This is a genomic window from Glaciecola nitratireducens FR1064 (genome assembly GCF_000226565.1).
GTDB lineage: Bacteria > Pseudomonadota > Gammaproteobacteria > Enterobacterales > Alteromonadaceae > Glaciecola > Glaciecola nitratireducens.
The window spans coordinates 3,973,459-3,985,696 of the sequence record NC_016041.1 but is presented as its reverse complement, the minus strand read 5'-3'; the positions used below and the strand labels follow the sequence as shown (position 1 = coordinate 3,985,696).

The window sequence follows — 12,238 nt, the reverse complement described above, 5'->3', positions numbered from 1 at the left end:
CGCATGAGCCAACAAGCTATTGCTTCAAAGTCCATTCGCAGTCAAGCTACATGGCGAGACTATTATGAAATGACCAAGCCACGTGTGGTCATGCTGTTATTGCTGACAGCGCTGGTTGGCATGTGCCTTGCCACAGAAACGTGGATTGATCCGCAAGTGCTGGTTTTTGGCATGTTAGGCATTGGTTTACTGTCTTCTTCTGCTGCCGTCATCAATCATGTTGTTGACTATAAAATTGACAGCTTAATGGCTCGCACGTTTAACCGCCCTGTTGCCACAGGTAAAGTGTCGCCAAAACGCGCGCTTATTTTCGCCTTCGTTATTGGTGCGATTGGTTTTGTTTTCTTAGCACTCTTTGTCAACATGCTTACGGCCTGGTTAACTTTAGCTAGCCTTGTCGGATATGCCGTCATTTATACTTCCTACCTTAAACGCGCGACACCACAAAATATCGTGATTGGTGGTTTAGCTGGTGCGGCACCTCCCTTGTTAGGTTGGACTGCGGTAACTGGCGATATTCATGCCTATGCACTATTGTTGGTGCTGATTGTATTTACTTGGACACCTCCGCATTTTTGGGCTTTAGCCATTCACCGCGAAAAAGATTACGCTAAAGCTGAAATTCCAATGTTGCCGGTGACTCATGGCGTTGATTTCACCAAAACCTGCGTGTTGTTGTATACCGTTCTACTATGCTTAGTGTGTGCATTGCCTTACTTGGTTGATATGAGCGGATTGATTTATCTCTTTGGATCTACCGTATTGAACGCTGGTTTTATGTATTACGCTATCAAGCTTAAATACAATCCAACGTCTACTACTGCAATGGATACATTTAAGTACTCGATATACCATCTCATGATTTTATTCGTTGTACTGCTGGCCGATCATTACATTCCTTTGTAAACTATCCTGCGAATTTAAGGTCTATGCAAATAGGCCTTTTCTTTTCCTCAAATGAGAATTTATCGATATGAATCAAAATAAGTGGGTGGGTGTTGTTGCCGTTGTTTCTCTGATCCTCGGAATTTACTTGGCAATCACCATAGCGCCTCCCGATATTAGTAAAAAACCACTCAGCGAACAGACTGAATTCATGAGTTGGTATCCGCAGGCGCGCGCACTGAACGACTTCGTACTTACAAACCACAACAAGCAAACAATGACTAACGCCGATCTCAAGGGAAAATGGACATTGGCGTTCGTCGGCTATACGTTTTGTCCCGATATTTGCCCAGTTACACTTGCTGAAATAAACAAAATTTACCCTGAGCTTGCACAACAGGCTTCATCAACACCCTTGCAAGTTTGGTTTTTATCAGTCGATCCGAGAAGAGACACAACCGAACGTTTGAATGAATACATTCAATACTTTAATGAAGATTTTATTGCAAGCACCGGCCCTCATGACCAGTTGTTCCCGCTGGTTCGCAGTATGGGTATGATGTACGCCATGAGCGATGATATGAGCAACCCAAATTATCTTGTTGACCACAGCGCTTCAATCGTTGTGATCAATCCCGACGGTAATGTGGTTGGCCGATTTAAGCCAAAGCAAGAGTTGGGCAAGCTTTCTATTAGTGATATGGACGAATTGAAGGTAGATGTTCCTATATTGTTGAAGCAAGGCTAAAAGGAAAAGTGTAGTTGGATATTCAGCGTGGTGACCTATCGCAGTCTGCTGCTATCGCTCAACTCATATACGCATCTGAACCCACGCTGCTTAGTTTTTTGTTTGGAGGCGTTACGCAAACCCAAGATTATTTGCAACAGGCTTGCAGCGAAGCTCATGGTCAGTTTAGTGCGAATTATCATTGGGTTGCGCTTGAGCATGCAAATGCAGTAGAGGGAATATGCGCCAATTGGCTTTCTGTCATGCCTGCCGAGTTTCAGTTGGGAACGATTTCTTCGCTGCGTGAATTTTTGAGCCCTGAACAAATCATTCATCTCTTGGCTTATAAAGAAAGCGTCGATGCCTGTTTTGTTGCGCCACAAAGCCACCAAGTTTGTCTTGGTCATGTCTCTGTTTTTAGCGGTAGCAAACACAAGGGAATTGCGAGCGCCTTAATTGCTCATACCGTTGAATATACCAAAGAAAGCGCGAAGCGAGAGATTGTGCTAGATGTGGAAGCAACTAACGTTGGTGCAATAAAGTGTTACTTAAAAGCCGGATTTACCGAATTAAAACACAACAAATTTGAGCCAACGCAGCAAACTTTTATCAGGATGGCTTTGCGCGTCTAACAGCGAAATGGGGCGTCAAGTCTCACATACTGCGCATTAGAGTTATTCAGACGCCCTGTAATGCGTTTAATCTAAGTAGGTACCGTCTTCTTTTTGCGTAAAAAATGGAATCGAATACCAATAGAAGCGATCACTCTCTTTTATGCTAGGTGCGGTGCAGTTTACTCTCGTTCTGCCGGGATAAAACGGCTTTTTAATATTGATGCTAAAACCATTATCGGTTTTTGTGATGGGCAGGGAGTCACTGGCAAAGTAACAGGCAATGCGGTTGAGGCTAATATCATCCTGCAATACGTCGAATTCGATTTTACCGAGTACTTCCTCTATATTCATCGCGTAACGTTCGGGTCTTACTTCAACAACGGGCATAGCCAAGCTGTTGATTTTAGTCAACAAGGTGTCGAGATTAGCGAAGCGCCCAGCCGCTGGGAAACGCGGAAGCGACTGCATATCGCTAAATTGGCCAACGGCTCCTGAGTGCTGCCCAAAACCTACGTAGCCCATTTCTTTAAGCATCGCCTTTACGTCTAGGTCAAACTCACCAAATGGGTATGCTATCCATTTCTTAGAGTATCCCAGCTGTTCACTTAAGGCTTCTTCTGCCATGGTGATGTTTCTCTTAATTCGAGTTATCCAATTGGCCTTATCTTCATTTGGATATCTGTCGAGTAAGTGCAGGTGATCGAGGGTATGGTTGGCGAAGGTAACGCCCTCTTTACTCATTTTTTTCACGTCATCCCAAGATAGCTGCGAATTTAGTATGTCAATTTGAGATGGATTGATAAAAATAGTGTATTCAAAACCGTATTTTTTAAGAATAGGATGTCCGTTTTCTAGAATGTTTTTGTAACCATCGTCAAATGTAATCACCACCGCGCGCTCAGGAAGTGGCGTTTTATTTTTAATGCTACTCAATGCCGTTTGTAATGAAACAACTTGATGGTATTCGGCCAAATATGCCATATGTTGCTCAAGTTCTTCTGGTGAAATTGAAGTGCTTCTTGGTGTGTCGCTGCTGACATGATGATACTGCAGAATAACAAAGCTATGCTTGCTACCAGGCGTTGCCTTCACTTTAGCCGACTCAGCAGTCTCTTGATTAAGCGCTTCACTCGCTTCGATTTGAAAAGCGTGTGTTGAAAATGATAAGCCAATTATTAGCAGGCACGCTAATGTCGATGCTAAAGTTTGGTATTTGTTCAAAAAAGTGTTCATTGTTGCTCGCTCCGGTTAAACATTGCTCGCGTAAGATAATGGCGTTACTCTTCTATGCTATCAGCAGTTCAGCGAAGCTAAAAGGTAATTAGTAACATGGCGCAACAAATCCAATCTGGCGGAAGCAAGCCGCAAGTTTGGCACCTCTTATTTTTAGCGTTCCCGTTAATCTTAGCTAATATTACCACGCCTTTGTTAGGCTTGGTGGATACTGCAATTTTAGGTCACATGGATGCGACTCACTATTTGGCTGGCGCATCCATTGGTACCTTAATTCTAACTCAGCTTTACTGGATTTGTGGTTTTCTCAAAATGTCGATTACGGGTTTAAGCGCCCAAGCGGGTCGGGGCAACGTGGAAATTGACGAGCAAAAACGCCGAACGAAGGTATTAGTTCAAGGTGTTTCTTTTGGACTCGTGCTTGGCATCTGTTTCATCGCTCTGCAATCTCCGATCCTGAACGCTGGACTGTATTTTGCACAATCCTCAGAGCTGCTAGCCGAAAGCACGCAGGCTTATTTTGGTGTAAGAATATGGGGTGCTCCTGCAGCACTTGCCAATATGGCTTTAGTGGGGTGGTTAATAGGCCAACAAAAAACAAAGACCGTGCTTATTCTTCAAGTTGCCGTGAACCTTATTAATATCGTATTTAGCCTGTTGTTTGTATTTGTTCTTGGATGGGGAGTGAAGGGAGTTGCTGCGGCGACTGTTGTGGCGGAGTTCGCACTTCTTGGCTTTTCGCTGTTGGCAACAAAAAGCCTAATAAACATAACGCTATTTCAAAGTGCGTGGCTAAACTGGCTCTCGCTAAAACCGTTGTTAACACTCAATTCTGATATTTTATTTCGTAATTTAGCGCTGCAACTCACGCTGGCTTTTATCACTTTTAAAGGCGCAAGTATGGGGGCGCAAGTTGCCGCGACTAACGCGATATTAATGCAATTTTTTGCATTGATCGCCTTAGGTTTGGACGGTGTGGCAAACGCAGTTGAGGCTTTGGTTGGCGAGGAGAAGGGTAAAAAAAATGAAACCGCGCTGGCGTATCACGTCAAAGTTGGCTTGTGGTGGTCTAGCCTATTTGCGGTGATATACACCTTTGTGTTCTGGCAATTTGGCGCGCAGATTATCCAGCTACTGACAGATCAAGTTGCTTTACAAAAAGAAGCCTCGAGCTATCTTGGTCTCATGGTCCTTATGCCTCTAATTGCGCACTGGTGTTTCTTGTTTGATGGCGTATTTGTTGGTTTAAGCAAAGGCAAAGCAATGCGTGATTCAATGATTCTCAGTGCAGCATTTGGCTTTTTCTTGATCTGGTGGTTTATTTCAGATTTAGGTAATGTTGGCTTGTGGATTGCCCTTCTCAGCTTTCTTGCATTCAGAGGTGGAATTCTGGGCGCATGGTACTTATTCTTGATGAACAAACCGCAGCAGCGCATATTTGGCGTTCATATATTTAATGACGGTGCGAAGTAACAATCTCCAATGATTTAAGCGGGCGCTTCGTGCGTTGCCTTCAATGAACTATTTGCGCGATTGATTAGTCTTATTGCTTAATCTAGTATCAGCGGAGTATTTTTTGACTAGATTTTAAGTTCATTTCAGTTAGTGTTTTGTATTACTGTCTTAAACACTAATAGGCTTTGCAACGCCGGTTTACACCACTGAAAACCCTGTCAGGTTAATCGATAACTTTAGTAAGGATACGCAATGAAATTTAAATTAATGATCGTATTTGTTAGCCTGCTTGTATTGAGCGCATGTAGTTCATTACTTAGTCTTAATGGTAATAAAAATACAGTATCTAGCAGTCTTATCGACTTCTTATATCCAGAAGAAAGCAGCCGAAAGGAGCTCTCAGCAGAAATTCCAGTACTCACCTTGCCAGTCAAAGTGGGGCTCGCTTTTGTCCCATCCAAAAACTGGAATCAAAATGGCATTAACAGAAGTAGCCAAGTTGAACTGCTCGAAAAAGTAAAGCAATCATTTTTACAATACGATTACATAGACAAAATTGAAATAATCCCCAGTGATTATTTGAAAGGTGGTGAAGGTTTTACTACTTTGGAGCAAGTTTCTCGGCTGTATGATGTGGACGTAATGGCCTTGGTCTCATATGACCAAGTGACTCAGTCACTAGAGAAAAAAGGTGCATTGTTGTATTGGACAATTGTGGGCATGTACCTCATACCCGCGAATGACAATTCGGTGCAAACCTTTGTCGACACAGCTGTTTTTGATGTAAAGAGCAAAAAAATGTTGTTTAGAGCTCCTGGTATCAATAAATTATCAGAAAGTTCTACGGCAATTAAGATTGATGCCGTTTTGGCTGAAAAGTCGATGGAAAGTTACGCCTTAGCTGTAGCCGATATGAGTAAAAATCTTGATATTGAACTCGCTAATTTTAAAGCTCGCGTGAAAGAAGAAAAAGTTGCTACAGTTGAGCGACGTGAAGGCTATGGCGGAGGGAGCGTGATGTGGTTAACTTTGCTGGTGTTGGGTTCGACTATCGTGTTGAGAAAACGTAAGCAATAAACAAAGGTTCAATTCAATTGCGGCTTAATATTCGCTGAGTTTGTTTTGATTACTTGATGCTCAGGTCGCAATTGACAAACGTCTCATTCAATTGTTTTTTGCGAGTCTTAACTTTACTGGCCGTTGTTGAGCTTAACTTTGCTTGGTAATAAACGGCAAACAAGTATTTGCACATAGCCGATAATCGAGATGATTGTTCCGCATGTTAAAAACACTAGCGCTATAATCTTTGATGGGTCACTGTAAATATCAACGGCTTTGTCAGAAATTCCGTAGTGAATCAATGCGAGTTCTGAATACCACAACGCAACGCCGACCATAAAAATGGCAAAGCCTTTCAAGAACCGCTGCCAGTGCCGCAAAGGCTCTTTAGTTATGTTATTTATCCAGCTTTTCATTTGGCGCACACCTCGATTTTAGCACTAGCAATAAACTCCACTGACCTTATCAGGTTAATGAAGTTTATTGCGTATGGCTACTAATATCTAATATGTTTAGTAGTAAGAATGCTCGCCGGCTTCATGCTCAGTCGCGTCTTTTACCGCTGTTATCTCGCCTGCAAACTGCGCTAACATTTGTTTTTCAATGCCGTCTTTTAAAGTAACGTCTACCATAGAGCAGCCGTTACAACCGCCACCAAACTGCAGCACTGCAGTGCCATTTTCAGTCACTTCAACTAAAGCAACTTTACCGCCATGACTTGCAAGCCCAGGATTAACATCAGTTTCAATCATATAATTGATACGTTCAACCAAGTTTGCATCATCACTCAGCTTTTTCGCTTTGGCATTGGGCGCCTTGAGCGTCAGCTGAGAACCCATTTGGTCGGTAACAAAATCAATTTCTGCTTCTTCTAAATAAGGCGCACTTTCTTGATCGACAACGGCGTTAAAGCCATTAAACGGAAGTGTGACGTCTGTGCTTTCTACGGCCTCTGGTGGGCAATATGAAACGCCGCACTCAGCCGTTGAGGTGCCCGGATTTACGACAAATACGCGGATATTCGTGCCTTCTCCTTGCTGCGATAAAAGCTTACCGAAGTGTGTTTGTGCTGATTCGGATATCTGGATCATAGTGACCTCCCCAAGTGGAATTAAGTTATGACCGCTATAATAGCAAAATTACCTGAGTAAAACAGTCGGGTATTCGTGTTTTTACAACTATTTTATAATAAATTGGTTTATAGATTAGGAATAGAGGCCTCTTACGTATTAGGATATAGCCTGGCAAATTGATACTTTATGAAAATACTTTACAAATTCTATGCTTATTTGATTGTCACTGCAGTTTATAAGTATGACAACGAGCAGTACTAAAGGGATAAATATGTTTAATCTGCAATACTTTAAAAGTCGCCGTCTGATGGCCAGCATGCTCATCATGTTTTGTATTTCGCTTCCGATGCATTCATATGCAGCGAGCGACGGCGCGAATGAGATTGTTAGCAGCCAAAAGAATAGCGACATCGATTACCTTCCCAAGGACCAAAATTACGATAGTGCTATACCGCTTCCTGCTGAAGTGCTCGGTTATCCGGTCGGCACGTGGCATGTGCGTCATGATCAATTGGTCAACTACATGTATGCGTTAGCTGAAGCATCAGACAGAGTCACGATAAAGGAAATTGGTCGTACTCATGAGCATCGTCCTCTATTACATCTAACGATTACTAGCCCTGCGAATCATGCAAACATTGAGCAACTAAAAGCAGATCACATTGCAAGAATAGACTCTGGAAAATCTGCTCCTGCCGACGCCCCGCTAATTATAAACATGGGTTATAGCGTGCATGGTAACGAACCATCAGGCGCAAATGCGTCCATGCTAGTGGCGTATTATTTAGCCGCATCCAACGGTCCAGAAGTGCAGAAGCTGTTAAGTGAAAACATTATTTTACTTGACCCTTCATTGAATCCAGACGGTCTTTCGCGCTTTGCACAATGGGCAAATTCACACAAAGGCAAAACCTTAGTCAGTGACAAATTGCATAGAGAGCACAGAGAGCATTGGCCTTCAGGTAGAACTAACCACTATTGGTTTGACTTGAATCGTGATTGGTTATTACTCACTCACCCAGAAAGTCGTGCTCGTATTGCTGAGTTTCATCAGTGGCGCCCTCATGTATTAACAGACTTTCATGAAATGGGGACGGACAGCACTTACTTTTTCCAACCGGGCATTTCTTCTCGTAAAAACCCATGGACACCAGACACTAACGTGACCTTAACGGCCGCTTTAGGTGACTTTCATGCACAAGCATTAGATGGCCAAAAGCAGCTGTATTTTACGCAAGAAAGTTTTGATGATTTTTACTACGGAAAAGGTTCAACTTACCCAGACGCGCACGGCAGCATTGGTATCCTATTTGAGCAGGCAAGCAGCCGCGGGCATTTGCAAGATTCTGTTAATGGTTTATTAAGCTTCCCTGACACGATTCAAAATCAAGTGACAACGTCGCTGTCTACGTTCGCCGGGTCATTAGCTAATAAAAGTGCAATTTTGGCGTATCAAAAGCAGTTTTATTCTGACACACAAAAGCTGATCAACGATGACAAGATCAGCGCCTTTGTGATCCAAGGGAATTTAGACCAAAGCAGATTTGAACGCGTACAGGAAATTTTGACATCGCACCAAATTGTCTTCTCTATTGTGACAAAAAACGCAGATGTGGATGGCTTGGAGTTAGCGGCGAATAATGCATTAGTTGTGCCTGTCGACCAAACACAATACCGCCTCATTCGTTCTTTATTTTCTGAACGTCAGCGTTTTACCGACAATACTTTTTATGACGTTTCGAATTGGAACTTGCCTTTGGCGTTTAATTTAAATTATTCGAGCTTGAGCAAGTCAGATATGCGTAAACTATCAACTGAAAAATCAGCTGCAAGAAAGGTTGCACAAACAACGCTTGATGCAAATATGTACGCATTCGCCTTCGAATGGCACGATTATGACTCTCCAGCTCTACTCCAGTATTTGTTGACACATAAAGTACAAGTGCGAGTTGCGGGTGCTGATTTTACCGCCCAAGTTGCGGCTGCTGGTTCAACCTTATCTAGAGACTTTTCCAAAGGTGCAATCGTTGTTCCTATGGCACTGGAACAGCCAAGCAATTTAGTGGATATCTTGTCTGCGAAAGCGAAAGAACTCAACATTGATGTATACAATGTCGCTTCTGGTCTCACGTCGAAAGGAATCGATTTAGGCAGTAGACAATTTGCGCCTGTTGCTTTGCCAAAATTATTATTGATTGGCGGCAAAGGAACGTCGCAGTATGAAGTTGGCGAAATTTGGCACTATTTGGATACCCGCTTAGGTTTGCCCGCAACCCTGTTGGACTTATCTGATTTAAATGGCAGAGATATTTCGCAATACACGCACATTGTTTTTGCTTCAGGCACTTACACCTCGGTTAATGACGAAACTGCTGAAGCCATGAAAGAGTGGGTGAAAAAGGGTGGAGTGCTAATTGGTCAGAAATCCGCAGTTCGCTGGTTTAGTCAGAAGAAGTGGATTGATAATGAGGTTATCGCGAGTAGTAAAGTAGACGAAGCGTTCAGCACAGATGGTTTAGGTTTTGGTGACAAAGACGCTCTAGAGGCCAAGAAATTAATTGCAGGCTCGGTTTATCGAGCTGACGTTGATCTAAGCCATCCTCTAATGTTTGGTTTTGAAGACAGTAAGTTGCCGCTATTTAAAACATCTAATATGGTAATGAAGGCGTCTGATAACCCTTTCAATGAAGTTGCCACTTACCAAGAGAAGCCTCTGGTAGCAGGTTATACCGCTGATGAGCTTCAAAAACTCATTGGTAAAACGTCGGCAATTGTCGTTAAGCCTGTAGGCAAAGGAGCGGTAATTGGCTTTGTGGATAATATCCATTTCCGTGGCTATTGGGATGGCACAAACAAGCTTATGGCAAATAGTATATACATGGCGCCGCTTATCAACTAAGACGCTTAACAACAATTTACTATTAGCTCCCTAAGCAAGCACTCTAGTCATTGCATGTTATATACTGCAACTGGAGTGCTTTTTTATTTCTCTTGGTTTATTTTAGTAACGTAATCGCCATCGTCCAAATCGTAATTCTCACCTTCGGATTATGCTTTTTAATTGCTTGGCAGACGGCGTTGATAGTCACTCCAGTGGTAATGACATCGTCTATAAGCGCGATGTGTTCGACACTGATGACCGAATCACATCTAAATGCATTGTCTACATTTGCAATACGTTGCTCTTTATCTAGCTTAGACTGCGCTTTAGTATGTTTGACTCGTTGCACAATTGCTTGATTGGGGATAAGTGTCGCTTTGCTTAACCATTCACAGAGCAACTGAGCTTGATTATATTGCCTTTGCCAATAACGTTTGTTTGATAGCGGCACAGGAACAAGCAACTGTGGAATATGGGTTGTCTTGGCCGTATCTTGCAAAGCGTCGGCGAGTACTTCTAATGTTTCTTTACCTGTTTGAGTACCTAGGCGTGAATACACAAAGTGAACAAATAAAGATGTTAGTGCGCGAGCCGCAACTGATTTTTGACCGAACTTCATATCTAAGACTAGCTTGTTGAGGGGCCAAACGTAATTGTCGATGGCATACAAATGATCGTAATTCGGGGTATCTAAGTTTTTTAATGCAGCAGGATTGCGTAATAAATCCAACGTGGCCGATCGGTGTTGACCAAACCCTTCTTCTGCCATTCTATCAAAGCAGTAGCGACAGACTATTGCATAAGAGTATTGGTGGCATAAATAACAGTGTTGGTGCCCAAAGATGCTTTTTACTCGTGGCGTAATTCGCTTGGTAAAGATAGATGAAATGCGCTGCGTTAATCGTGTTAGCTGTGATAGCCTAAATCTCAGCGCAGTGCTTGGCGTATGGTTCATGCTTAACAACTATTATCTCATTCTGAAAATTTCATCCTTATGGATATAAGACTAACATGACTCTCACTTCTAACAATCTGGCCAAAAGCATGGAAATCAAAAGTACGGAAATCAAGAGTACAGAAATCAATGTTGGATTTATGCACGGTTGGGGCATGAATTCAGGCGCTTTTACGCAGTTAATTGATACGCTGAAGGCGCAACTTACTGAGCGTTCTTTAAACGACAAACTTTGCTTTAATTTTTACACCATAAGTTTGCCGGGGCATGGAGAAAAGCATGATCTCATGCCTGAACCCTTCGACTTGCATAGCGTCGCAAATGCCATGAGTTCAGAGCTTAAAACAAACACGATTTTGGTCGGGTGGTCGTTAGGCGGTCTGGTAGCGCAATATCTAGCGAGTAAACACCATCCAAATTTGCGTGGTTTGATGACCGTGGCTTCTACACCTAAGTTTCAGATGACTGACGATTGGTATGGCATAAAACCAGATGTTTTATCCATGTTTATGAGTCAATTAGAACAAAATCATCATAAGACGCTGACACGATTTTTGGCAATTCAAATGATGGGCGTTGCAAATGCGAAAACCTTGATCAAGGAAATCACAAGCGCAATTGATATTTACCCAGCACCGAATATCAGGGCACTGTCCTGTGGCTTAAAAATTCTGCAAAATGCAGATATTAGGCAAAACCTCAAGGATATAAAAATACCAACGCTGCGCACTTATGGAAGATTGGACAGCCTCGTGCCTTACAAAGCGATTAATGAGATACATCATTTGCAACCAGAAAGCCGACATTTGATATTTAAACATGCGTCCCATGCCCCTTTTCTAACTGACGCGGCTGAGTTTTCGAAACATGTTATCGATTTTGTTTGTGACGTACATACTTTAACTTGATGATTACGCTGCTAAAATAAAATTTAAAAAATTGCTAAAGTAATTCAGGAACATGCCGATAACTTGGATACGGCAAGTTGTATAGCAATGTTTTTTTAGTTCATCGCGGTGCAATAAAAGAATTAGAGAAGCAGAAAATGGACACCTGTATCCCTTAGCAAAGAGGTTCTAACAAATGACAAATGGTATTGATACTGGCAATTTATCAAGTGCCTTATATTCTGGCGTTCAGGGCTACAATCAAGGGGCTGAGCAAGTCAAGAAGGCAGCTGTTGATTTGTCATCAGCGAATAATCCGGATCGTGAAAAGCCAATAAATATTAATCAGAGTGCCGTAGAACTAATTTCGGGTAACTTACAGGCGGAAGCCTCAGCGCGCGTGATTAAAACTGCGGATGAAACCTTAGGCACGATTATAGACACCTTTGCCTAAGCCGTAGATTATGCA

At 42.5% G+C, this 12,238-nt stretch carries 12 protein-coding genes; 8 read left to right on the top strand and 4 right to left on the bottom strand.

Annotation, left to right across the window (positions count from 1 at the left end; genetic code table 11):
* Positions 1 to 3: 3 nt before the first annotated feature.
* The 3 genes from cyoE to GNIT_RS16845 all read left to right on the top strand — a co-directional run bounded on the left by cyoE (position 4) and on the right by GNIT_RS16845 (position 2,244).
* Entirely contained in the window at positions 4 to 906 is a 903-nt protein-coding gene (cyoE, locus tag GNIT_RS16855) for a heme o synthase (RefSeq protein WP_014110525.1), read from the top strand.
* A 67-nt stretch (positions 907 to 973) separates the two neighbouring features.
* Complete coding sequence (locus tag GNIT_RS16850; RefSeq protein ID WP_014110524.1) at positions 974 to 1,633, top strand: SCO family protein; 660 nt, start codon at positions 974 to 976, stop codon at positions 1,631 to 1,633.
* A 14-nt stretch (positions 1,634 to 1,647) separates the two neighbouring features.
* Positions 1,648 to 2,244 carry a GNAT family N-acetyltransferase gene (locus GNIT_RS16845; RefSeq protein ID WP_014110523.1) on the top strand — a complete coding sequence of 199 codons (597 nt, stop codon included), beginning with the start codon at positions 1,648 to 1,650 and terminating at the stop codon, positions 2,242 to 2,244.
* Positions 2,245 to 2,310: 66 nt separating this feature from the next.
* Here the strand turns inward: GNIT_RS16845 and GNIT_RS16840 are convergent, their stop codons facing one another.
* Positions 2,311 to 3,459 carry a polysaccharide deacetylase family protein gene (locus GNIT_RS16840; protein ID WP_014110521.1) on the bottom strand — a complete coding sequence of 383 codons (1,149 nt, stop codon included), beginning with the start codon at positions 3,457 to 3,459 and terminating at the stop codon, positions 2,311 to 2,313.
* A 96-nt stretch (positions 3,460 to 3,555) separates the two neighbouring features.
* On the opposite strand from GNIT_RS16840, the gene GNIT_RS16835 reads away from it, so the two are divergent.
* Positions 3,556 to 4,932 carry an MATE family efflux transporter gene (locus GNIT_RS16835; protein ID WP_014110520.1) on the top strand — a complete coding sequence of 459 codons (1,377 nt, stop codon included), beginning with the start codon at positions 3,556 to 3,558 and terminating at the stop codon, positions 4,930 to 4,932.
* A 234-nt stretch (positions 4,933 to 5,166) separates the two neighbouring features.
* Positions 5,167 to 5,991: a rhombotarget lipoprotein gene (gene rhlP, locus GNIT_RS16830; protein WP_014110519.1), complete on the top strand. Its 825-nt coding sequence runs from the start codon at positions 5,167 to 5,169 to the stop codon at positions 5,989 to 5,991.
* Between the two features lie 113 nt (positions 5,992 to 6,104).
* Here the strand turns inward: rhlP and GNIT_RS16825 are convergent, their stop codons facing one another.
* Both GNIT_RS16825 and nfuA read right to left on the bottom strand, forming a co-directional pair.
* Entirely contained in the window at positions 6,105 to 6,389 is a 285-nt protein-coding gene (locus GNIT_RS16825) for a hypothetical protein (protein ID WP_014110518.1), read from the bottom strand.
* A 96-nt stretch (positions 6,390 to 6,485) separates the two neighbouring features.
* The gene (gene nfuA, locus GNIT_RS16820) at positions 6,486 to 7,064 is read right to left on the bottom strand and encodes a Fe-S biogenesis protein NfuA (protein WP_014110517.1); all 579 of its coding nucleotides are present in this window, start codon (positions 7,062 to 7,064) and stop codon (positions 6,486 to 6,488) included.
* Between the two features lie 253 nt (positions 7,065 to 7,317).
* Between nfuA and GNIT_RS16815 the strand changes: the two genes are divergently transcribed.
* Entirely contained in the window at positions 7,318 to 9,945 is a 2,628-nt protein-coding gene (locus tag GNIT_RS16815; protein WP_014110516.1) for a M14 metallopeptidase family protein, read from the top strand.
* Between the two features lie 97 nt (positions 9,946 to 10,042).
* Here the strand turns inward: GNIT_RS16815 and GNIT_RS16810 are convergent, their stop codons facing one another.
* Positions 10,043 to 10,882, bottom strand: a complete 840-nt coding sequence (locus GNIT_RS16810) for a ComF family protein (protein WP_238526913.1) — start codon at positions 10,880 to 10,882, stop codon at positions 10,043 to 10,045.
* Positions 10,883 to 10,971: 89 nt separating this feature from the next.
* Here GNIT_RS16810 and bioH point away from each other — a divergent pair, with 89 nt between their 5' ends.
* Together bioH and GNIT_RS16800 are read left to right on the top strand one after the other, a co-directional pair.
* Positions 10,972 to 11,790 carry a pimeloyl-ACP methyl ester esterase BioH gene (bioH, locus tag GNIT_RS16805; RefSeq protein WP_148261732.1) on the top strand — a complete coding sequence of 273 codons (819 nt, stop codon included), beginning with the start codon at positions 10,972 to 10,974 and terminating at the stop codon, positions 11,788 to 11,790.
* Between the two features lie 175 nt (positions 11,791 to 11,965).
* Positions 11,966 to 12,223 (top strand): hypothetical protein, encoded by a 258-nt coding sequence (locus GNIT_RS16800; RefSeq protein WP_014110512.1) that lies wholly within the window; start codon positions 11,966 to 11,968, stop codon positions 12,221 to 12,223.
* Positions 12,224 to 12,238: the final 15 nt, after the last annotated feature.

Bases quoted from the DNA above. Each gene is read 5' to 3' on its own strand.
- nfuA (WP_014110517.1), bottom strand. From the start codon at position 7,064: ATGATCCAGATATCCGAATCAGCACAAACACACTTCGGTAAGCTTTTA.
- cyoE (WP_014110525.1), top strand. From the start codon at position 4: ATGAGCCAACAAGCTATTGCTTCAAAGTCCATTCGCAGTCAAGCTACA.
- GNIT_RS16840 (WP_014110521.1), bottom strand. From the start codon at position 3,459: ATGAACACTTTTTTGAACAAATACCAAACTTTAGCATCGACATTAGCG.
- GNIT_RS16815 (WP_014110516.1), top strand. From the start codon at position 7,318: ATGTTTAATCTGCAATACTTTAAAAGTCGCCGTCTGATGGCCAGCATG.
- GNIT_RS16850 (WP_014110524.1), top strand. From the start codon at position 974: ATGAATCAAAATAAGTGGGTGGGTGTTGTTGCCGTTGTTTCTCTGATC.
- rhlP (WP_014110519.1), top strand. From the start codon at position 5,167: ATGAAATTTAAATTAATGATCGTATTTGTTAGCCTGCTTGTATTGAGC.
- GNIT_RS16810 (WP_238526913.1), bottom strand. From the start codon at position 10,882: ATGAACCATACGCCAAGCACTGCGCTGAGATTTAGGCTATCACAGCTA.
- GNIT_RS16800 (WP_014110512.1), top strand. From the start codon at position 11,966: ATGACAAATGGTATTGATACTGGCAATTTATCAAGTGCCTTATATTCT.
- GNIT_RS16835 (WP_014110520.1), top strand. From the start codon at position 3,556: ATGGCGCAACAAATCCAATCTGGCGGAAGCAAGCCGCAAGTTTGGCAC.
- bioH (WP_148261732.1), top strand. From the start codon at position 10,972: ATGGAAATCAAAAGTACGGAAATCAAGAGTACAGAAATCAATGTTGGA.
- GNIT_RS16825 (WP_014110518.1), bottom strand. From the start codon at position 6,389: ATGAAAAGCTGGATAAATAACATAACTAAAGAGCCTTTGCGGCACTGG.